The organism is Confluentibacter lentus (assembly GCF_002806995.1).
Lineage (GTDB): Bacteria > Bacteroidota > Bacteroidia > Flavobacteriales > Flavobacteriaceae > Confluentibacter > Confluentibacter lentus.
On sequence record NZ_NIHE01000003.1, the window covers coordinates 190,281 to 213,743 of the forward strand.

At 34.1% G+C, this 23,463-nt stretch carries 18 protein-coding genes and 1 riboswitch; of the genes, 9 read left to right on the forward strand and 9 right to left on the reverse strand.

What is annotated here, in order from left to right:
- Position 1 precedes the first annotated feature (1 nt).
- Positions 2-66: riboswitch (Fluoride riboswitch) on the reverse strand.
- Between the two features lie 92 nt (positions 67-158).
- Positions 159-731, reverse strand: coding sequence for a GNAT family N-acetyltransferase (locus tag CDH50_RS07740; RefSeq protein ID WP_100611711.1), 573 nt, complete (start codon positions 729-731; stop codon positions 159-161).
- 134 nt (positions 732-865) lie between these two features.
- On the opposite strand from CDH50_RS07740, the gene CDH50_RS07745 reads away from it, so the two are divergent.
- From CDH50_RS07745 to CDH50_RS07765, 5 genes are all read left to right on the forward strand, one after another.
- Positions 866-1,294, forward strand: coding sequence for a PaaI family thioesterase (locus CDH50_RS07745; protein WP_100611443.1), 429 nt, complete (start codon positions 866-868; stop codon positions 1,292-1,294).
- Positions 1,294-2,415 carry a chorismate-binding protein gene (locus CDH50_RS07750; protein WP_100611444.1) on the forward strand — a complete coding sequence of 374 codons (1,122 nt, stop codon included), beginning with the start codon at positions 1,294-1,296 and terminating at the stop codon, positions 2,413-2,415. Before CDH50_RS07745 ends, CDH50_RS07750 begins: the two co-directional genes overlap by 1 nt.
- Before the next feature lie 49 nt (positions 2,416-2,464).
- Entirely contained in the window at positions 2,465-4,225 is a 1,761-nt protein-coding gene (menD, locus tag CDH50_RS07755) for a 2-succinyl-5-enolpyruvyl-6-hydroxy-3-cyclohexene-1-carboxylate synthase (protein ID WP_100611445.1), read from the forward strand.
- A gap of 65 nt (positions 4,226-4,290) precedes the next feature.
- Entirely contained in the window at positions 4,291-4,629 is a 339-nt protein-coding gene (locus CDH50_RS07760; protein WP_100611446.1) for a DUF2853 family protein, read from the forward strand.
- A 120-nt stretch (positions 4,630-4,749) separates the two neighbouring features.
- The gene (locus CDH50_RS07765) at positions 4,750-5,583 is read left to right on the forward strand and encodes a CvfB family protein (protein ID WP_100611447.1); all 834 of its coding nucleotides are present in this window, start codon (positions 4,750-4,752) and stop codon (positions 5,581-5,583) included.
- On the opposite strand, the gene CDH50_RS07770 is transcribed toward CDH50_RS07765, so the two are convergent.
- Positions 5,572-5,994 carry a hypothetical protein gene (locus tag CDH50_RS07770; RefSeq protein ID WP_100611448.1) on the reverse strand — a complete coding sequence of 141 codons (423 nt, stop codon included), beginning with the start codon at positions 5,992-5,994 and terminating at the stop codon, positions 5,572-5,574. The two genes, CDH50_RS07765 and CDH50_RS07770, sit on opposite strands and share 12 nt — an antisense overlap.
- Positions 5,995-6,346: 352 nt before the next feature.
- On the opposite strand from CDH50_RS07770, the gene mnmE reads away from it, so the two are divergent.
- On the forward strand, positions 6,347-7,735 hold the full coding sequence (gene mnmE, locus CDH50_RS07775) for a tRNA uridine-5-carboxymethylaminomethyl(34) synthesis GTPase MnmE (RefSeq protein ID WP_100611449.1): 1,389 nt from the start codon (positions 6,347-6,349) through the stop codon (positions 7,733-7,735).
- A gap of 115 nt (positions 7,736-7,850) precedes the next feature.
- Here the strand turns inward: mnmE and CDH50_RS07780 are convergent, their stop codons facing one another.
- The 7 genes from CDH50_RS07780 to CDH50_RS07810 form a co-directional block, all read right to left on the reverse strand.
- Complete coding sequence (locus tag CDH50_RS07780) at positions 7,851-8,444, reverse strand: gluconate 2-dehydrogenase subunit 3 family protein (protein WP_100611450.1); 594 nt, start codon at positions 8,442-8,444, stop codon at positions 7,851-7,853.
- Between the two features lie 2 nt (positions 8,445-8,446).
- A complete protein-coding gene (locus CDH50_RS07785) occupies positions 8,447-10,147 on the reverse strand; it encodes a GMC oxidoreductase (protein WP_100611451.1) in 1,701 nt (566 codons plus the stop codon).
- Positions 10,148-10,481: 334 nt separating this feature from the next.
- Positions 10,482-11,978, reverse strand: a complete 1,497-nt coding sequence (locus CDH50_RS07790; protein WP_100611713.1) for a SulP family inorganic anion transporter — start codon at positions 11,976-11,978, stop codon at positions 10,482-10,484.
- A 600-nt stretch (positions 11,979-12,578) separates the two neighbouring features.
- Complete coding sequence (locus CDH50_RS07795; protein ID WP_100611452.1) at positions 12,579-13,964, reverse strand: mandelate racemase/muconate lactonizing enzyme family protein; 1,386 nt, start codon at positions 13,962-13,964, stop codon at positions 12,579-12,581.
- 142 nt (positions 13,965-14,106) lie between these two features.
- A complete protein-coding gene (locus CDH50_RS07800; RefSeq protein ID WP_100611453.1) occupies positions 14,107-15,645 on the reverse strand; it encodes a SusD/RagB family nutrient-binding outer membrane lipoprotein in 1,539 nt (512 codons plus the stop codon).
- Between the two features lie 11 nt (positions 15,646-15,656).
- Complete coding sequence (locus tag CDH50_RS07805; RefSeq protein WP_100611454.1) at positions 15,657-19,142, reverse strand: SusC/RagA family TonB-linked outer membrane protein; 3,486 nt, start codon at positions 19,140-19,142, stop codon at positions 15,657-15,659.
- Between the two features lie 155 nt (positions 19,143-19,297).
- Positions 19,298-20,458 (reverse strand): FecR family protein, encoded by a 1,161-nt coding sequence (locus CDH50_RS07810; protein WP_100611455.1) that lies wholly within the window; start codon positions 20,456-20,458, stop codon positions 19,298-19,300.
- A gap of 111 nt (positions 20,459-20,569) precedes the next feature.
- Here CDH50_RS07810 and CDH50_RS07815 point away from each other — a divergent pair, with 111 nt between their 5' ends.
- The 3 genes from CDH50_RS07815 to CDH50_RS07825 all read left to right on the forward strand — a co-directional run bounded on the left by CDH50_RS07815 (position 20,570) and on the right by CDH50_RS07825 (position 23,402).
- Positions 20,570-21,103: an RNA polymerase sigma factor gene (locus CDH50_RS07815; RefSeq protein ID WP_100611456.1), complete on the forward strand. Its 534-nt coding sequence runs from the start codon at positions 20,570-20,572 to the stop codon at positions 21,101-21,103.
- Between the two features lie 145 nt (positions 21,104-21,248).
- On the forward strand, positions 21,249-21,695 hold the full coding sequence (locus tag CDH50_RS07820) for a hypothetical protein (RefSeq protein WP_100611457.1): 447 nt from the start codon (positions 21,249-21,251) through the stop codon (positions 21,693-21,695).
- 372 nt (positions 21,696-22,067) lie between these two features.
- Positions 22,068-23,402: a hypothetical protein gene (locus CDH50_RS07825; RefSeq protein ID WP_100611458.1), complete on the forward strand. Its 1,335-nt coding sequence runs from the start codon at positions 22,068-22,070 to the stop codon at positions 23,400-23,402.
- Positions 23,403-23,463 lie beyond the last annotated feature (61 nt).

The following is a 23,463-nucleotide window of genomic DNA, read 5'->3' on the forward strand; positions in this document are numbered from 1 at the left end:
ATTAAAAGTAGAAGTCATCAGCTCCAGTTGGAGCGGTTTAAGGCAGACCTCATTGCCAATATGAAGTACAAATATAAAATAAAATGAAAGCTTTACAACAATTGGTATGTCAAATACCTGCTAATTGTTAAGCCGCAAGTATTTAAATTTCGAAACGTCTAAAATCCTTTAAAAACAGTCATTTTAATTGTTGGCCATTCCTCTTTCAACATACCATAACAACAGCTACTTCGTTTAAAACCATCTAGCAGTAAGATGTCTTTACGTAAAATACCCTCCAATGTGGCACCTAGTTTTTCAACGGCTTTTCTGGAGCGCATGTTCCGTTCATCAACCCTGAATTCTACTTTATCAAATTCCAAGTTTTCAAACGCATATTGCAACATTAAAAACTTCATGTGCATATTTAAACCAGTTCCTTGAAATTCGTTACCAATCCACGTCCAACCAATATGCATCACCTTGTTTTGCCAACTTATAAATCCGAAACGGGTACAACCAGCATAGGCGTTTGCTTCTTTGTCAAACACAATAAAAGGAATGCCGGTTTTATGGTAATAGTCATCAACAGCTGTTTGCACATAGTCTTTTAAATCTTCGGGTGTATCAATTTTACTGGGCGAATATTGCACCAAATTAGGTTGCTGGGCAATGTCGCTTAAGTGTTTGTAATTGCTTAAATCTAAAAGCGACAATTTTACACGTAGGTTTTCTAGAGTTGGTGCTTTCATGGTTTTTATTTCTGTTTTTCGGTTATCGCTCAAGATAAACTCCGGCAGGAATCAATTATTATTTACACTAATTTTTTATTGGGTTCGTTTGTCATTTTGTACTTTTGCAAACATGATTAAAAATACGATATTTTATGTCATTAACTAAAGAAATTGTTATTGCAAAAGCAAATGCTACCAGTAAAAATACGTTGATGGAAACCCTTCAAATTGAGATTATTGATTATGGAGATGATTTTTTGGTAGCAAGGATGCCCGTAAACTCTAGAGTGCATCAACCTGATGGTGTTTTACATGGTGGCGCTACGGCAGCTTTGGCAGAAAGTGTTGGGAGTTTTGCATCTCATATTTTTATTGATACCGAAAAATTTTTTGTGCGTGGTACGGAGATTACCGCAAATCATCTAAAAAGCATTAAGGAAGGTTTTATTTATGCTAAAGCAACCTTTATCCATAAAGGAAGAACTACGCAATTGCTGGATATACGTGTGACCGATGAAGCCGATAATTTAATAGCCGTTTGTAAATTATCGACTATTTCATTACCAAAAAACAATAGTTAATGGTTTTGAATAATTTTTTTAAGCGTATTGAAACCCAATACAAAAATGCATTGCCCTTTGTTGCCTACCGAAAACCCAATAGCGCACTAGTTAATGCCCTATTTCAGAATGATGATGAACTTTACATTGCTGAAACTTTTACAGAGAAGGGTTTTGTGTTTTCCCCGTTTGACGACAATGAAAGGACTGTTTTATTACCTTTAAATAATTCTGAAAAAATTGAGTTTGTTTTTGACGTTGCAGATGATAATCCATCGGAATATAAAACCAACGAAGCTTCGTCTGAAGATAAGTTAAATCATATAAACCTTATTAATAAAGGTATCGAAGCGGTTAAAAGTAATCAGTTTACCAAAGTTGTTTTATCAAGAAAAGAGACGGTTCTGCTTTTAGAAACCAATCCGATTTCAGTTTTCAAAAGACTTTTAAACACATATCCATTGGCATTTGTATATTGCTGGTACCATCCAAAAGTAGGTTTGTGGTTAGGAGCCACACCAGAAACATTACTGAAAATAGAAGGCAATCGTTTCTCTATCATGGCATTGGCTGGAACCCAAGATTATAAAGGTACCACAAATGTTATTTGGAAAGACAAGGAAATAAATGAACAACAAATAGTAACGGATTTCATTATTGAACATTTGAAACCTTCAGTCGAAAATTTAAAAGTTTCAGAAATAGAAACCGTTAAGGCAGGGAGTTTACTGCATTTAAGAACCATGATTTCTGCACAGTTAAAGCCAGAGACCTCTAATTTGAAACAACTTATTTTCGATTTACATCCGACGCCCGCCGTTTGTGGGTTTCCTAAGTCGGAATCCAAAACCTTCATTTTAGAAAACGAACATTATAATCGGGATTTTTATACGGGTTTTTTAGGAGAGCTCAATTTCGAAACGAACATCGCTCCAAGGTCTTCCAAAAAGAATATTGAAAACCGAGCATATACAATGGCCAAAAAGAGCACACAGCTCTATGTTAATTTAAGGTGCATGCAAATTCAAGGACACCATGCCCATATTTACGTAGGTGGTGGTATTACGGAAACCTCAAACGCAGAAGCTGAGTGGGAGGAAACCGTTTCAAAATCTAAGATTATTAAAAATATTTTGCAATAGGTTTTCTTAACTTCTATTTCTTACTTTTGTAGCTTAGATTAGATGGAACATGATTTACCCAAAAATCCCTCTTGCGCAAACGGTTATCCAACTTTGTAAAGCAAAGAAAATAAAGCATATTGTTATCTCACCAGGTAGCAGGAATGCACCCTTAACAATTGGATTCACAAACGATCCGTACTTTTCGTGTTACAGTATAGTGGACGAACGTAGCGCTGCTTTTTTTGCTTTAGGAATGGCCCAAAAGTTACAACAGCCTACCGCAGTACTTTGTACGTCGGGAAGTGCTTTATTGAATTATTACCCAGCAATTTCTGAGGCGTATTATAGCGATATCCCTTTGGTGGTACTTTCAGCCGATAGACCTAAGCATTTAATTGGTATAGGCGATGGACAAACCATCAATCAGAAAAATGTATTTGAAAACCATATTTTATTTTCTACCCATTTAAAATTGGATATCAAAGACGAAAATAACATCCCAGAGCATGAGGAATTGCCTATCATGAAAAATATAGAAGATAAGCTGGAGCGTTTTCTAGGTTTTCAAAAAGATATTCAAACACATAATGAAATTGAGATTAATGAGGCTATTAACAATGCCATCATCAATAAAGGTCCTGTTCACATTAATATTCCGTTTGATGAACCTTTGTATGAAACTGTTGGGAAATTAACCGTATCTCCAAAATCGGAGGACATTGTTTTAAAAAATAAACCTATAGATTCTTATATCATTCAAAGTTGTTTGGAGGATTGGAATTCGGCAGCTAAAAAAATGGTATTGGTAGGGGTTTGTAATCCAAACGAAGTGGAGCAAAAATGGCTGAATGAATTGGCAGAAGACAATAGTGTTATTGTGTTTACTGAAACGACATCCAACTTGCACCATGAAAGTTTTTTTCCTTCCATAGATCAAATTATTGCGCCACTAACCAAAGAGGAGCAAAAACAATTAAAGCCAGATATCCTCATAACGTTTGGTGGTTTAATAGTATCAAAAAAGATAAAAACATTCCTAAGAAAACACCAGCCCAAACAACATTGGCACATTGATAAAAAGTTGGCAAACGACACTTTCTTTTGTCTCACAAACCATGTTGAAGCGACACCGAATCAGTTTTTTGAGGCGCTATTGCCAAAAATTACGCATTATGTAAAGAGTAATTATCGTGATGTTTGGGCAGTAGTAAAACAAAAACGGTTGCAAAAGCACAAACAGTATTTAGCACAAATTCCATTTAGTGATTTAAAAGTGTTTGAGGTTATATTAAAATCCTTGCCAAAAAACTATATTTTACAGGTTGGGAATAGTTCTGCCATTCGCTATACACAGTTATTCAACATTGATAAAACCTTGGAAGTTTATTGCAATAGAGGCACTAGCGGCATTGATGGCAGTACGAGTACAGCTATTGGTTGTGCCGTAGTTAGCAAAAAGCCAACGGTTTTTATAACAGGTGATTTAAGTTTCTTTTATGATAGTAACGCCTTGTGGAATAATTACATCCCTAAACATTTTAGAATTATAGTAATTAATAATCAAGGTGGTGGTATTTTTAGGATATTACCAGGTCATAAAAACAGCGACAATTTTGATGATTATTTTGAAACAACGCACAACTTATCCGCTAAGCATCTGTGTAAAATGTATGGCATTGAATACCTAACTGCAAAAACAGTATTGCAAATAAAAGGTAAAATGCAAACGTTCTATTCAGATTCTGAAAGTCCGAAATTGTTAGAAATTTTCACACCAAGAACACTGAATGACGAAATTCTTTTAGAGTATTTTAATTTCATAACGTAGGAAATTATAATTATTTTCAAATAAAATTATATATTTATCTCTAATTTAACCCAATACTATTCATTATGAATAAAAGAGATGAGCTTATTGTTAAATATGCGGCAGATTTAAAAGAAAAATTTGATGTAATTGCTGATATGGATTTATTGACCAAGGTTACTATTGGTTGCGGCCCTTCTATTTATAATGCTGACTCATCAACGGTTTCAGGTTCTAACGATTCTGAAATACAAACCATTAAAAGTAATTTTTTAATCAAAAAATTAGGATTAAAAGATAGTCCGGATTTAGATAAAGGGATTGACACCATCATGGAAACCTATGGAAAATCCAATCGCAATAAATACAGGGTTGTTGTATATTATTTGCTAGTAAAACATTTTAAAAAAGAATCGGTTTATTAAACTGAATTTTAACATCATATACATAAGCATTACTAGATTTTGGTAATGCTTTTTTATTGAATTTATTTTAAAATTTTATTGATGTAAATAAAACTCAATCTAATATTATACCTTTGCGGCATGATACAATTAGGACAAATAAATACCTTAGAAATACTTCGTGAAACAGATCATGGCATCTATTTAGTAGACGATGAAAATAACGAAGTGCTTTTACCAAATAGATATGTTCCTGAAGCGTTTAAAATTTGGGATAAAATAGATGTTTTTGTTTATTTAGATAATGAAGAACGTCCTGTTGCATCTACCGATTTCCCATATGTAAAGCGTGATGATTTTGCCTTGTTAAGATGTAGTCAAGTGACGGACTATGGTGCTTTTTTAGATTGGGGATTGGTAAAGGAATTGTTTTGTCCATTTAAGGAGCAAGCCTTCCCAATGAAAAAAGGCGGCTGGTATTTGGTTTATTGTTTTTTGGATGAAAAATCAGATAGGTTGGTAGCTTCTAGTAAAACCAATCAGTTTTTGGATAATAAAGACCTTACGGTAGAAGAATTTGAAGAAGTAGATTTAATTGTTTCCCATCCATCTGATATTGGTATGAACGTAATTGTCAACAAAAAACATCATGGATTAATATACAAGGACAATATTTTCACCGATTTAAGTATTGGCGACCGACTTAAAGGCGTTGTTAAAAAAATAAGATCAGGTAATAAATTAGATATTTCTCTTGGGCAAGTAGGCTACAGAAACATAGAGCCCAATGCTCAATTAATTATGAATGAGCTTCAAAATAACAATGGGTATTTAAATCTTACGGATAAAACAGATCCTGAAGTTATAAAAAGCACACTTCAAATGAGCAAAAAGAACTTCAAAAAAGCGGTAGGTACTTTATATAAACAACATACTATTGACATAAAACCAGATGGTATTTATTTAGTTAAGTGATTGTTGTGTGTTAATCGTCAATGTGTTTTCAACCCAAACTTTAGCATCTGATAGTGAGTTGAAATTCTGTTTATTAAATTTAAAAAAATAATTTTCAACGTTAAATATGCGTTCCGCAAACAAGCTGTAAGTCACCGTTGCGTAAGCTTTAAGACTTTCACATTGATTAAATAAAGGTGCATCTGTGATGACGATGGAATACGAGTTTATTCTGTTGCTAATAAGTCCGAAGCTTTCATTTCCAAAATGTTCCTTAATTAACTCCCTAACGGCATCAAAATTTTTGTAATTAATTTCCACACCTTCATTAAATTCGGCAACTAAATAATTTTCAAAAAAGAAAAGTTCACCTAAATGTGTTGTTTTATGGCTCTTAACATTTTGATATAAAGGAGTATCCGTAATAGACATATTTTTATTTTTCAATAAGGGAGTGCAAAGATACCACCCAAATAAAGGATTATATATTGCTTATTAAATATTATTGATTATTCAGTATTTTAATAAAAATTTTGAATATAATATGTGTAGTTTTAATTATCCTTCATCATATTTTTATTAGAATCAAAAATTTATAATATTATCTGTAATGTTGTAAATTTGTTAAATAGACTCAAAAGAAAGAAAATGACTTCATTAAAACGCTATATATTTACTTAAGTAATTCTTTATTAATAAGTTATGATAAAAGCAATCAACTTTTAAGGTTTAGGTTTTGAAAAAAGCCCACATCATTTAAGCTAATTATATTTACTTTTGCCCCATGATACTTCAAGATACCATAGTAGCTTTAGCAACACCTTCTGGCGCTGGTGCCATTGCAGTTATAAGATTATCGGGACCAGATGCCATTCATTTTGCCGATAAGCAATTTAAATCGGTTTCAGGAAAGCTTTTAGCCAAGCAAAAAACGCATACCATTCATTTGGGCCATATCATGGATGGCAATAAAACCATTGATGAAGTTTTGGTATCAGTTTTTAAAAATCCGAATTCCTATACAGGAGAAGATGTGGTTGAAATTTCATGTCATGGTTCTAAATATATTCAACAAGAAATCATTCAATTATTTTTGAGGAATGGTTGCCGAATGGCGACAGCAGGAGAATTTACACTACGCGCTTTTTTGAATGGGAAATTGGATTTAAGTCAGGCTGAAGCGGTAGCCGATTTAATAACAAGTGACAATGAAGCGTCGCATCAAATAGCCATGCAACAAATGCGTGGTGGTTTTTCATCTGAAATCGCCAAATTAAGAGAAGAGCTGTTGAATTTTGCGTCGTTAATTGAATTGGAATTGGATTTTGCTGAGGAAGATGTTGAATTTGCGGATAGAACAAAATTTAAGGACTTAGTTGAACGCATCAGTTTTGTTTTAAAACGATTGATAGACTCCTTTGCTGTAGGCAATGTCATTAAAAATGGTATTCCAGTAGCCATTGTGGGTGAGCCAAATGTTGGTAAATCAACACTTTTAAATGCCTTGTTAAATGAAGAGCGAGCCATCGTTTCAGAAATCGCAGGAACTACAAGAGACACTGTTGAAGATGAAATCTCCATAGGAGGGATGGGCTTCCGATTTATTGATACCGCCGGAATCAGGGAAACCCAAGATGTGGTTGAAAGTATTGGTATTAAAAAAACGTTTGAAAAAATTGATCAGGCCCAGGTTGTTATTTATTTATTTGATAGCACTCAATTTAAAACGCTGGGTCCGCAATTTAAAGTGGAATTAGAAAAGATTAAAAATAAATATCCGCAAAAGCCATTAATTATAATTGCTAACAAGATTGATAAGCTTAATGAGAAAGACATCTCAAATCTCAAATCTCAAATTTCAAATCTTGAACTATTATCCGCAAAAACAGGAATTGGGGTAGAAGAACTAAAAGATAAACTCTTAAGTTTTGTTAACACGGGATCATTAAGGAATAATGATACCATTATAACAAATTCCAGACATTACGATTCTTTATTAAAAGCATTGGATGAAATTCAAAAAGTTAAACACGGACTGGAATCTGGTTTGTCAGGCGATTTATTAGCTATTGATATCCGTCAAGCACTGTATCACTTTGGCGAAATTACAGGTGAAATTACCAATGACGATTTATTAGGGAATATTTTTGCTAATTTTTGTATCGGGAAATAAGCTAAGGATTTTCATAATTATTCCATTTTTATTAGAACATGCATAAATGGAGTAGGTTTTTATAAATCCAAATCCAATTTTATAAGATTTAAATGTTTGGGTTTAGTTCCTGCTACTATAAACTCCAGCGATTGCCTATTTCAGAGAGTGGTTTACACGGGTCGTAGATACCAGGAACGGGGTCGTAGTTCAATACTTTTTCGCCTATTTCTTCAGAGGTAAAATAAGCCCATATTGCCATCGATTTCATACTTCTATAAAACCCGACTGGTTTTTGTTCTCCAATAGAAGTACCCCAAACCCCAGGGTTTATTTTTCCCGAAGTGGTCTCAGCTTCCTGTAATATTTTTGTCTGATCTGCTTTGTTCAAATCTATAAATATGTTTCCGAATGTCTTTTCGCAATCTGCGTTAAAGCCGGCAATTTCTTTTCTAATATTTTCTTGCTCCGCTGCATCATAGGTTTGTGCGATTACCTTATCAATAAAAACATCCACCTTTACGTCCAATGCTCCCGGTGTTTCGGTACGAGGAAGTATTAAATCTACTAAAGCGGATATGGTTTTGGCCTCTTCCTCCTTTAAAAATTCAGGTTGCCAATCCAATCTGTTTTCCTTTTGGCACGATTGGAATAGTGATAGCATAGACGGCATTAATAGGGTAGTTACCGCCAATTGGCCCGTTCGTTGTATTGCTTTTCTTCTGTCCATGCTTAAAGATTTAATTTTTTTAATTCGGAAACGGCATGGTTTGCTGCCCTAGCGGTAAGTGCCATATACGTTAATGAAGGGTTCACACATGATGATGAGGTCATACAGGCACCGTCGGTTACAAATACGTTCTTGGCAGCATGTACCTGATTAAACCCATTTAATACGGATGTTTTTGGATCCCGCCCCATGCGTGCTGTACCCATTTCATGTACGCCATAACCAGGTGGATGTTCATTATCGAAACCGTGAATATCCTTTAGGCCTGTTTTTTGAAGCATTTCTACCGCATCTTCCTGTATTTGCTTGTTCAACGCTTTTTCGTTTGCCTTAAATTCGGCATCAATAGATAAAGTAGGCTGACCCCATTTATCTAAAACATTGGTATTCAAGGTTACTTGGTTATCATGATATGGCAAACACTCTGCGAAACCGGTAATGAAAAATTCCCAAGGACCTGGCTTTAAGATACTATCCTTGAAATCAGCACCAAACGATTCTATATTAGCAGGATTGCCACCACGGAAACCACCTCCTTGAAAACCGAAACCACGCACAAATTTGTCCGATTTACTATCTTCATCAATATTCACATACCTAGGAATGTATATACCATTGGGTCTTCTCCCTTTATAGTACATATCATCAAAACCGTCTACCTTGCCCATAGCTCCAACTCTATAGGTATGATCCATTAAATTGTGCCCCAGTTCACCACTATCGTTCCCTAATCCGTTTTCGAATCTGCTCGATTTTGAATTCATTAAAATCTGTGTTGTACTTAATGTAGAGGCATTTACAAAAACAATTTTAGAATGGTATTCTATGGTATCGTTTGTCTCCGAATCGATAATTCTTACTCCAGTTACCTTTTCTTTCTTATTATCATAAATCAACGATTGCACGATGGAATACGGCCTAATGGTTAGATTGCCCGTGGCATTCGCCGGAGGTAGGGTAACGGCATTACTACTAAAATAGGCACCATAGGGGCAGCCTCTATCACACCTATTTCTATTTTGACATTGTCCTCTACCATTATGAGGCTGTGTGAGATGCGCCACTCTGCCAATAATCATATGTCTGCTCTTAAATTCCTTTTCTATTCTATTTTTTACGTGCTTTTCCACACAATTCAATTCCATAGGCGGCAGAAAATGACTGTCTGGTAACTGCGGAAGTCCCAAAGCTTCACCACTGATACCCGCAAATTTTTCAACATAGGTGTACCAAGGCTCAATATCTTTATACCTGATGGGCCAATCTACACCGTTGCCATCTTTGGCGTTAGCTTCAAAGTCAAGGTCGCTCCATCGGTAGGTTTGTTTTCCCCATAGCAAGGATTTACCTCCCATTTGATGACCTCTCAGCCATAAAAAAGGCTTTGACTCGGTATAAGGGTTTGCAGCATCGTCTGCCCAGAAATGCTCATTTTCCCTGTTCACCCAACCAGAACGGATGTTTTTGTAATGTTTCTTTTTTTCCTCAGGGGTGAGTCCGCCTCGTAGTTCCGTATCCCAAGGATCAAGGTTCATAGTTGGATAATCAACCACATGTTCTACGATTCTTCCCCGTTCGAGCACTAAGGTTTTAAGCCCCTTTTCGCAAAGTTCCTTTGCAGCCCAGCCGCCGCTGATACCAGAGCCGATAACGATGGCGTCATAGACCATGTTTTTTTTTGCGTCAATGTTGAAATTTGCCATATATTATCTATAGCTTATGGGACTAAAATAATGAATAAAAAGTTAATCTTAAAAATATTAAAAAGAAGTCAATAATGAATTATAGATAAGCATAATACTATAACATGTTTTTCTTTTGGAAAAAGAAACACAGAATAAGAGGATGGGGCTCGAACTTTGTAAATTTATTTTGACCTCTTTTTTTTATTGTCAATAACGGAAGGGGATAAGTCTTAATTTACTTTATCTATTTATATTTAGAAAAAAGCCTCACTCATCCCTTAAGCTCTCCAAAGGATTTTAGCTTGTGGTTTTGTAGGTTTTCTAACTTATTGTTAATTAAAAAACCAATAAACTATTCAACCACATTAATATTAATCATTTCATCAGCTTTTATCAATAATTTGTGGCTACTGCTGGATAAGTTAGTTATATACACTTTTTTTCCAACCTTATGATAGCGTTCGGTAAGTTTGTTTACTGCTTCTATGGCAGACATATCAGCAATACGACTTTCCTTAAAATCAATCATAATTTCAGCAGGGTCATTAAGTAAATCAAATTTGTCATTGAACATTTTTATAGAGCCAAAGAATAAAGGGCCGTAGATTTCGTAATGTTTTACACCATTTTCATCAATATGTTTTCTAGCTCTAATGCGCTTGGCATTGTCCCAAGAGAATACCAATGCTGCTACTATAACACCTACTAAAACGGCAAGCGCAAGATTATGTAATATAACCGTTATTAGCATTACTAAAACCATAACGATGATATCCGATTTAGGATACTTGTTTAATATCTTTACACTTACCCATTCAAATGTTCCGATGGATACCATAATCATTAGTCCTGTTAAAGCCGCCATGGGTACTTGTTCTATAATTCCTGAACCAAACATAATAAAGAGAAGTAAAGCTATAGAAGCTACAACTCCCGATAATCTGGCACGTGCCCCATTGGAAATATTGATTAAACTTTGCCCTATCATGGCACAGCCACCCATGCCCGAAAATAATCCTGAGGTAATGTTGGCAATGCCCTGAGCTGCGGCTTCTTTGTTGGTACGTCCTCTGGTTTCTGTAATTTCATCTATAAGTTCCAAGGTTAATAAGCTCTCTATCAAACCAACCCCAGCAATAATTGCTGCATACGGAAAAATAAGTGTTAAAGTTTCTAATGTAAATGGAATTTGAGGAATGTGAAAAGGGGGGAAGCCACCTTGTATGGAAGCAACGTCGCCAACAGTTTTGGTATCTATTCCTAAAAAAGCCACAATACCAAAGACTACCAAAATAGCAGTTAGAGATGCAGGTATAACCTTGGTAAGCTTTGGCAATCCCCAAATAATGAGCATGGTAAGTAACACCAGTCCTAAAATAATGTATAAAGAATTTCCTGTCAACCAATTTCCTGATACATCTTTAAATTGATTTAACTGAGACATAAAAATAATAATTGCCAAACCGTTAACAAACCCATACACCACAGGTAATGGTACTAAGCGCATCAATTTTCCTAACTTTAAAACTCCAGCAAGTACTTGAATAGTACCCGCAAGTACTACGGTTGCAAACACATATTCTACGCCATGGCTTTGTGCTAAAGACACAATAACTACAGCGACAGCTCCTGTGGCACCAGAAATCATTCCAGGTCTTCCCCCAAAAATGGAAGTTACCAAACCCATAACAAAGGCGGCATATAGTCCAACCAACGGGGCTAAACCTGCAATAATGGCAAAGGCAACAGCTTCTGGTACTAATGCTAAGGCGACGGTTAATCCAGAAAGGACTTCGGTTTTATAATCTACTTTTTGTTTAAAATCAAATAATCGTAAATATTGTTTCATAATTTGGATAAAATGAATTTTTATGACCATTGGCCAATTATAAATAATAGGATTGATTTCTTATGAATGTTTAGATGTTAGACATTAGAGCCTAAAAAAGAATCAATGCGGTGTTGCCATTGGCAATACAAGTTGGTATGTTGAAGTAAAGTTGCTCATTTTTTTGAAGCAGCAAATATACGCCATTTAACAGCCCTGACAAATTTAAGTAGTTTTTTGCTGGTTATATGTTTATAACTCCATGTGTTATAAACATATAAATTAACTAAAAGCTAAGTGAATCAAGCGGAATATATCTTCTACTTTAAGGATAGTTTATTTTTTAAAATTACTTGTAATTATTAAACGGAAATCCGAATGGCGCCATAAAACTATTTCTTTAAAAAGGTTGTGTGGGTAAAACTAGTTTGCAAATCATAGATGAGATAGGAGGAAGTATTTATTGATAAACAAAAAATGTAAAAACAGTTGAATATTAGTGTTATGGTTATTACCAATACCCAACTTGTTTTTACTTTTATGCTTTGAAAAACTCAGAAAAAAACAATGGAACAAATTTCATAAGGATATTCAAAGACTTAAAAAATTAATTATTTAAACTTATCCCCACCATGTTTCACCTTCTACAAGATGCTTTATGGCAACATCTTTATTCAAATCCAAACCTAAGCCTGGTCTATCGGAAAGTTGAATGTGGCCGTCTTTTATAATATCCATGTCATAGTTAATCAATGTGCCCCATCCACCATGGCCATCACGTGAATTTTCGGTATAATCATAACTTTCATGACCAAGGAAATCTTGCATTGTAGCAGCGGCATTAGCAGAAGCAATGGTAGCAACTGGACCCATCACATTGTGTGTTGCCACTGGCATGTAATATAAGGCTGCAAGATCAGCAATCTTTTTTGCTTCAATTAAACCACCTGCCATCGAAATATCAATCTCAACAATGTGAACTGCATTATTTATAATAAATGGCAGAAAATCATGAGCAGTATATAAATTTTCTCCAGTAAGAATAGGTATTGGAGAAGCTGCTGCAAGTGTCTTCCACGATTCGTTATATGCTATAGGCATAGGGTCTTCAATCCACCAAGGACGGATAGGTTCTAGAGCTCTACAAAAAGCAAGTGAATCAGCCAAATCAAATTCCCAATGGCAATGAACAATGATTTCAAAATCATCACCACCAATTTCTCTTAAATTTGAAAATGCCTGAATATTCGTTTTCAATTCTGCATGAGATAATCTGCGGTTTAATTCCCGGCCAGGTCTTTGTGAAATACGAAACGGTTTTGCAGCAGTCCATTTCTGAACCGAGTTGTTTACATAATCAAACCATTCTTTAACAACAGCCTTGTCAAGCATGTTTCGCGGCTGGCTTGTAAGGTAAGCCCTTACTTTATCGGTAAAGCAACCTCCACCCAAAATTTTACGAAGTGGCTTATTCAAGAGTTTACCTACGACATCCCAAAGTGCAATTTCACAACCAGTAACTGCGTGCATTCCAATGCCTCCGCCACCTCCGAGGTATGAAACACGAAACTTCATGGCATGAGTTAAACGTTCAATATCGAAAGGATCTTGTCCGATTAATAAAGCACGGAAGGCGTTCAATACCACATCTTTTGCTCCCAATCCAGTAACATCGTGATGGCATTCCCCAATGCCGTACATACCTGCATCAGTTTCAATTTTTACTAAAGGCATAACGTGGCCTCGTTCGGTCATCTTGACACGCATAAATTTTACGTCAGTGATCTTCACTTGGCCAGTCTCCGACCCAATAAGTTTTGGGTAGGGTGATACGGCACTAATTCCCGGAACTGACGCGATAGCCGCTGCGGGAATAGTAGCTGCCATGGATGTTAGAAAATTTCTTCTTTTCATTTTCCTATATTTTGGTGATTGTTTTATTAATTTTTTGATTGTATTTTCAAAAGAAACAGTTAGGTTTTCATGATAACGTAAATAGGGTATCATTGATAAAATAATATCAAAACAAGATCGGTTGTAAAACCGGTCTTGTTTTGTTTTTTATCAATAAATAATTCCCAAGAAATTATGATTTTACCTCAAGGCAATTTATTTCTAATCTCTATTAGAATACCATGGAATTATAGAATTACTCTATGTCCCAAAATACCCTAGCCGTCATTGCATCATAAATTCCAGTTACTCCCATTGCCGCTCGAGCCGCAGCATAATTCTCTGGATTTGTACCGCTCTCTGAAGTTGGGTAAGGTAGTCTTCTTACAAAACCACCATTTAAGTTATTGTTATAAAGATTCGGACTCAAATTAGGATAACCACTTCTTCTAAAGTTTGCCCATCCTTCTTTTGGATTATTAAAATTAGATACCCAATATTCAGTATTTATCAACCTAAGCGCATTTGCGTCATTGTACGCAACGTCAGCATCAGCGATGTATGCATCTTGATCTGCCGTTGAGATTGCTCCATAAGGACCAGGATACAAATCGAACTGATCCATACTGGCTCTGATACCTGCTTCATAAAAAATCTTTGCTTGGGCACTACCCCCAGGAATCCAATTTCTAAAAGCAGCTTCAGCTAGAAGTAATTTAGTTTGCGAATTAGTGAAATAAAATCTTGGAGCCCCTAAACTAAACATTGCAAAATAGTTAGGTTGGGAATAATCCAAACCACTTCCTTTTATACCTGGAAAATCTGGTAACGCAGAAGCTGAAATATTATCATAACCAACAGGGAAACCTTGTTGCTCAGACAAAGTAACGTCTGGTGGGCTAGCTAACACTGTATTTGGGTTAGGATATTTACCCGCAATGTATTTTGAACGAGGATCTCCTGTTAATTGAAATTGATCAATTATAGGTTTAGCTATATGGTAAAAATAAGGATTGTTATTACTAATGCCATTCATGCCATTACTATACAAATTCGGATCTTCATAAAATAGCACACAATCATCAGCATTTGTTTGCATAACGCCTGCATTGTAGGCCTCAAGAACAATACTTGCCGCTTTAGTTGGATTAATTTTAGAATAGCGCATTCCCATTCTTAACAATAATGAATTACCAAATCGTTTCCATTTAGTAATATTTCCATCATATAAGAGATCTGCAGTCACTATATCGCCTGCAGGATTTAAAGCGTTTGTAGCCTCGCGAATCTCGTTGTATAAATCATCATAGATAGCCTCATCATCGTCATAAACAGGAGCAAAATCGCCATTCAGATATGCTAATCCTGCTTCACTATAAGGCACATTTCCATGACTATCTACATTGTCCAAAAAGATATATGCCTTCCAAATACGCATCATATTCTTTAAATTAGCTCTATTTGGATTATCACCTATATCATCTAATGCTTGTATTAGGTTTTTAATTGGGCCAGTATAATTACCCCATCTTAAATTTGAACCACTATTACTTTGATTATAATTAAATCCTGCGGTTCCCCCTAAGTTATAGGCATTCGCAAAGTACTGAGCTATAGTGGCTTCACCTTCCCATCCTCCAAAACCAACAGTTGTCTGAGCCCCAGCGAATAAAAACGATGCATCAAGATCATTTATAGCATTAGGGTTTATATTTAGTTCTTCAAAACCTTTATCACACCCTGCTATTGTTATAAAAATGCAACAAATTATAATTATATTTCTTATTGTTTTCATAAAGCTATTTTTTAAAATTTAATGTTTACATTAAAAGTGAAATCACGAGTTGTAGGTATTGATAGTTGTTCGTAACCTACCCTTCTATCACCAGAAGAAGCAAATGCCTCAGGATCTAAATCGGGTATATCTTTGTAAAGAAGAGCGACATTACGACAAGCAGCAGATAGTGTAAGTCCTTTTATAAAACTATTTTGATCTCTTAAAATACCACTCAAATCATACGTTAAAGCAATAGTCCTTAGTTTAATGAAATCGGATCTGAAAATAGATAAATCGCCAAGCTGTTGGTTCTTTAAGTTTGTATAAAAATTCTGTAAATTTACGGGTGCTGGCGCAGGTGTATCAGTACCTTGGATAACTGCATCAGGGAATGGTGCTGATCCATCACGACCTACCAATGATGCCTTATTATGACCTTGCCGTAAAGCATTTATGTGGGTTGAAGATATTACTTTTCCTCCTGCCTTAAAGTCCATATGAACCAATAAACTTAAATTTTTATAAGTAAAAGTGTTCGTCCAACCACCTGTCCATTTAGGAAGCGCACCACCAAAATACCTATAATCTGAAGGACCCGTAAGCACCGCTTCTCCGGTAGGAGTAACTTGAATCCTGCCTTGATCATCTCTTAAAAAGGTTCTGCCTGCAACTTGATTTATTGGTCTCCCAACTACATAGTAAAGACGACCTAAATGTTCGTTTGCATCAGCAAAATCTTCTACTAAATACTCAGTAACACCTGGAGCTATGGACTCTACAATAGATTCATTAAAACCAGCATTAATTGCTGTATTCCATGTGAAATTATCATTCTGTATAGCAGTTATGTCCAATAATACCTCACCACCTCGACCTCTTATAGAGCCAAAGTTTTGCTGTGTTTGGGTATAACCAGTACTTCCAGAAAGAGGAACATCTATAATTTGGTCTGTAGTAACTTTTTCGTAAACCGCTAAATCTAGGTTTACGCGACTTTTAAACATTCTTAATTCTAAACCAATTTCTTTTTCTGAAACGGAATATGGTCTTATAAGCGGATTAGGTGATGAATTCCCATTAACAAATCCTATTTTTTGGCCATTAAAATTGTTTTGATTTATGCTGTATGTTAAAATGCCACTAAAGGCCGGGCTACCAGATGCGCTACCAACATCTGCATAAGAAGCTCTTAACTTACCAAAGGTCAACCACTCAGCATCCATTAATTCCGAGAAAATAAAACTTCCTCCAATTGATGGGTATAAATAACTATTAAGGTCTGGATTTAACACGGAAAACCAGTCATTTCTAACAGTTGCATTTAAAAATAAAATGTCTTTATACCCCAAATCTGCAAAGGCATATAATGAGTTGATTTGGGACCTGTTGATATTATAAAATTGGGTATTATTGACACCATTTTCAATAGTGTAAAGGTCTCTAATAATGAAACTTTGAGCTCCAGATCCCATATTTTTATTGTAAATTTTAAAAATATTTCCACCCACACTCACGTCAACTGAAAAATCTCCAAATTCTTTATTTACACCCAATAAGAAATCGGCATTCAAATCTGTTCCTGTGCTCATTTCTGTGTTGTAATCTCCATTAAAACCGGTTCCCGCATTATTTAATGGATTACTTGTACCCCAACCGGTAGGATTGTTCCTTTCGTTGTGACTAAGCGCAAAGTCATAGTTTATCCTGCCTTGAGCATACAACCAATCATTAAATTCATACCTTAAAGTAGTCGTTCCTAAAAGGCGATCTCTTGTATCGAGAAAAAATTGACGGGGATATAAATAGTATGGATTGATTAATGTTCCTTGAAATCCAGAAGTACGTCTTTCTGTAGTAGTTACGGGATCAACAGCAGCATCTCTGAATGCGCTCGTTGGAATACCAAAAGACATTCTATGCAAAAAGTTCGCTGCCGATTGCCCTTGAAAACCTACTTGAGGTGGGTTATTATTATTTTCATGTGTATAGTTGATATTTAAAGATAAGCTCAGTTTATCGGTGATATTTTGATTAAAACCGACATTAATGATTTTTCTAAAATAAGTGTTTGCAGGATCGATACCTTCAGATTGCGTATGTGCAAATGATGCTCTAAAACTTCCTTTTTCACCACCTCCAGACAATGCAATCGAATTGGTCATGGCAGTTCCCATTCTGTAAAATTCGCTAATTCTATCTCTTCCTAAAGGCGAATAAGGTCTTAAAACACCATCAAATTGAACGGTTGGCACGCCATCATATTTTTCTCCCCAACCAAACTGACCAGTGGTGGCCGCATTACCTTGTGATGATGGTCTTACACCATTTTGTCCTTGGCCATATTCCATTTGATAATCAGTAAAATCTAAAACCGTATTTGCGGTAAAGCTAGAACTTAACTCTACACCAATACCTTGATTTTTCGCACCAGATTTAGTAGTAATAATAATGGCACCATTAGAAGCTCTCGAGCCATAAAGTGCTGCTGCCGTTGCACCTTTTAATACAGTCATGCTTTCAATGTCATCCGGGTTGATATTTGTTAAATTATCACCTCTATCACGAGTGTTTCCTCCATTAGCACCACGGGCATCTTGATCTATAGGAAGACCATTTATAACAAGAAGAGGGGAATTGTTTGCGCCAGCGAAACCCGATTGTCCACGTAAACGGATTTTTGTACTAGATCCAGCACCAGAAGCTGGTGGTGAAATATCCAAACCAGCAACTTTGCCCACCATACTTGTACCAATGTTATTGGTTCTATTGGCTTGAAGATCCTCTACTTGAACGGTTTCTGCAGCATAAGCTAATCTCTTAGATTCTTTCTTAATACCTAAAGCCGTTACAACAACCTCATCAAGTGCAGAAGCACTTTCATTTAAAGTTACGTTAATAGCTGTTTTGCCTGCAACTGCAACCTCTTTGGTTTCATATCCAATATATGAAAATACTAAAATAGAATTTGCATTGGAAATGTTAATGGAATAATTTCCGTCAAAATCTGTTACAGTGCCTAAACTGGTGCCTTTTACTGTAATATTTACACCAAGCATAGGCATGCCTGCTGGGTCGGTTACAGTTCCAGTAACTGCCGTTTGAGGTTTTTCGATTATTTTGTCAGTTTCTGTAATTGTAGGACCACTATCTATTTCTTTGCTTTTTAACAAAATCTTACGATCATCAATTTCATATGAAATTTTTGATTTATCAAAAAGAGCTTCAATTATATTTATAATTGAAGCTCTTTTTACATTTAATGTAACTTTTCTATTTAAGTCAACTGTTTTAGTAGTAAAAAGAAATTTAAATTCAGTATTGGCTTCTATCTCATCTATAATTTCCTTAAGCATGGCATTTTCTTTATCCATTGAAATTTTAGTTTTCTGGGCGTAAGTTGAATTTGCCTGCATTAGAAAGCTCATCGTTAAAAATAAAAGGAGGGAGAGTTTCATTTTTAAATCATAGTTTAAACGCCAAGAGACAGAACCTCTTGATTCTAGGTTTTTTTTCATAATTTTGAATGTTTATTAGTTAGTTCGTCTATTTAATAATCACTTTTATGGATCGGGAAATGTTGCAGCATTTTCCGATTTTTTTTATTTTATATATTGAGGTGATTATTTACTTCTTATTACTTATTTTATTTACTCCATAGGCACTAATTTTTTTAGTTAATAATGACTTTGTTTTCTATAATGCTGTATTGTATTTGATATACTTTATTGAAATAATTTAATACCTGGTCAATGGTTTCATACTTGGTTTCAATGGTTGCATTAAATGTTTCTTTAGCCAATTTTTTATTATTGTTTATAATGATAACATTATAAGATCTTTCCAATTTTCGAATAATATCCTCAAATGGGGCATCCCTAAAAACGATGTTGCCATTCATCCAAGAAGTATATAAGCTAATATTAACTTTTTCATCAATTATTTGTTTATTGGTTTTATTGAAAGTTCCTTTAAAGCCTGGGGTTAAATAAAACTCTTCTTTACTTTCTGTATTTTTATTTGATTCCATAAGACTTACAGAACCTTTTACCAAAACAACTTCGGTATTTTCATCTTCTGGATAATTAGAAATATTAAACTGTGTTCCATATACTTGAACTTCCAATTCTTGGGCTTTTACAATGAATTTGTTTTTTTCATTATGGGTAACATCAAAATAAGCTTCACCAACCAATGTCACTTTTCTTAAGGAATCATTTAAAAATTTTACAGGATAAGTTAAAGTGCTACCAGAATTTAGATGGACTTTAGTTCCATCTGATAGAACTATATTAAATTGTTTCCCGTTGGGAATGTGAAGTGTATTATAAGATATCTTTGTTTCATGGTTATCTTGGTCATAAATAAGTTGGCTTCCTTTTTGTTTCGCGATACGTTTACCATTAGTGCGTAATATTTTAGAGCTGCCATCTTCAGAAATCACTTGAATATCACCATTTTCAAGTTCCAAGGTTATAACATCAGTTCTTGGTTTGACCTGTTTTTCTGAATTTAAATCATTAAAATGCATTTGACTCCAAAAGCCAATTGTTAAAAAAACAATAGCTATAGCTACATATTTAATAATGGAAAATTTGTATCTCAAGAAAGGATTTTTTTGTTTTCTAATTTCTTTTAATAATTGCTTTTTAAAATCTTCAATATTGGGGTCATTCATAGCCAAATTAATTGCAAAGTTTGTTTTAACATACTCTTTTAATAATATTTGATTCTCTTTATCTTCAATCCAATCATTTAAAAGATCTAAATCTTTTACATCTGCTGATTGAAACAAATATTTTGTAATGCATTTCTCAATTTCTTCTGAAATCATTTATGTTTTTTGCTGTATTACAGTTGAGATTTACAATACCCTAACATTTATTTAATATTTTTTTTATATTCTCATAAATTTTGACTTATTTTAGGATATTGATAATTTGATATGGATTTTAATAATAATAGAATTTTAATAGAAAATTTGATTGAAGGCGAAGAAAAAGCCTATATATTTCTTTTAAATAAATTCCATAGACAATTATATGCTTATGCACTTACCTTAATACATGATAAAGCAATGGCACAAGACATTGTTCAGAATGTTTTTTTTAAAACTTGGAAAAGCCGTAAAAGGTTAAATCCTGAATATTCAATTCAAAGCTTTTTGTATAAATGCATTTATAATGAATTTATAAATACATTTCAAAAGAACAAGTCTTCCGTCTTATTTCACCAAAAGTATATTGAATCCGCTCAAGAAATTGTTGATAATGCAGAAGAGAATGAATTAGGAAGATTAATTGATATTGTTAATAGAGAAATAAATAATTTACCTCCTAAATGTCAATCCATATTTTTATTAAGTAAAAAAGAAGGTCTTACCAATTATGAAATCTCTGGATACTTAAACATTTCAGTAAAAACAGTTGAAGCACATATAACAAAAGCTTTTTTAATACTAAAAAGAAAATTAGGCTAAAATGCTACTGTTTTGAACTATTTTTTTTCATTTAACAGTAAATGAATCACCTTAAAATAAAAAAAACATTAAAAAATTCGACAAAACGATTGTTTTTAACGATTAATTACATAGATTTGCTAAATTAAACCCTTAAATCTAAAGTATGAAGACAAAGATTATTATATTAAGTTTTAGTCTGTTTTTTGTTGCAAGTATTGGTTTTGCTCAAAAAAAAGACGAACCTAAAAGTATAATTAATGATAAAATATCAATTAAAAAGTACTATAATAAAGAAGAATTGGAGCGTTTGCAAAAAGGGGAGTTATTGACACTTTACACAGAGCGCACAGAGGCTTTAATAGAAACGTTACCATACATAGCATTTGCTACTAAGCCTGGAATTACTATGTCTTCATTAGGTATACCTAACGATAACGACAATAGAAAAATATTAGAAGAAAAGGTTGAATCGACTAAAGATTTTTTAGAATCCAATAGAGGGTTTCAAAATAAAATATTGCCTTATTCTGATACTAACAAGTTGATTTCTGCTATTTTGTTTTATGAAGAAATATTAAAATCATTGCATGAGTATAGTGAGTTTCATTAAGAATTAGCACTCATGTTAAACAAGCTTCAAATTATTTAAAACCTTGAGTTTACTCAAGGTTTTTTTATTTAAAGATACTCAGGAAAAGAAGTGTCATTAAGAATTTAAACTAATAAAATGGGCATAATTCCCATTTATATGTTTTTATTTTACTACATCATCATTTTACTAAACAAAAGTTTAAAAAGTTGGTTTTACCTAAAATAGCATTTTTAATTGCCAATTTAGTGTCGTTCATCGAATTTTTTTGAAAGTAAATTCACTTATTTTATGTATTTCAGCGAAATATTTGGTATTTCATAGGATTTTTTTTTATTTTTGAACATTAATTGTTGAAAATTTTGTTTTGTTTTTGGCACAAATTATTTAATCATGAAAAACTTTACCCAGCTATTGTTGTTATTTCTTTTTGTAATTGGAAATGCTTTTGGACAACAAGAAAAAGGCATCATTGGTGCCAATAATTGGTTGTACAATTGGACTGAATTTAAGCCAAACCAAAAAAGCTATGATGAGCCTACTCAAATATTGGCAGGTAATATAGATAAAGACACTAAGCTGCTTAAAAGAGATACCTATTTGTTATTGGGAAGTGTTTTTGTAACCAATGGAGCAACGCTAACTATAGAGCCTGGAACCGTGATTATAGGAGATTTTGCATCAAAAGGTTCCCTTACAATTTCAAAAGGGTCAAAAATAATTGCTGAAGGTTTAGAGACGGACCCTATTGTTTTCACATCAAATAGAAGTGTTAAAAGAGCAGGTGATTGGGGCGGTTTAATCATACTTGGTGATGCGCCTACTAACAAATTTGGCAATGGTTCAGTAGCATCATACCATACAGATCTTACTCCAACGGCCTATGCCAATACAAATTTTGGAGGTTCAGATCTAGAAAGTGATTCAGGGATATTGAAATATGTTAGAATTGAATTCGCAGGTAAAAGAATAAGCAATAACGACTATTTTAATGGTTTATTACTAGCTTGTGTTGGAGGTAAAACCGTCATTGAAAATGTTATGGTAAGCTATTCGGCAGGAAATTCTTTTGAAATACATGGAGGTGAAGTTAATTTAAACAAATTAGTTTCTTACAAATCTAGCGGTAATGATTTTAAATTCAATTATGGAGCTAATTCAAAATTATATAATTCTCTAGCTGTAAGATCGCCCTATGTATCTAGTAGTTATAGTGTTAGATGCTTGCAAGTGTCTTCATATAATAAAAAAGAAGAAGTGGACTTTAGTAAAAAGGGCACAAGGGTAGTTGCAGAGAATTTAACATTGGTTACGGACAGTGATAATATAAAAGCGGATATAGAAAAAGGCTTAGTAAAAGAAGCTGTGTATGTTGGTCAGAATACATCACTTAACATGAGTACAAGTGTTATTTCTGGTTTTAATCCAGCAGTATTGTTAGAATCGACTATATATGTTAATCAAGAAAATTTAGAAAAAATCAAGTTTTCCAATATGTATTTCAATAATTGCAATGGCAATATTTTTGTTGAAAATAATGCTAATAATGAAGACCTTGAAAATTGGTATGGTAATAGTGCTTTTTTTAATGTGTATGCTAAAAGTAATAATGCCGAAACCTTTATTGATTTAAAGAATGATAAAAAACCAGATTTTAGGTTAAGGATTAATAAGATAATTGCTTCTAAAGATCATTTTGCCTCTGAGGATTTAGGTATTAGTGATTAATGCTGAATAATAATTAACCAACCAAAATCTTAGCTTCCATGTTTTCTAGCTTACTTCCCAT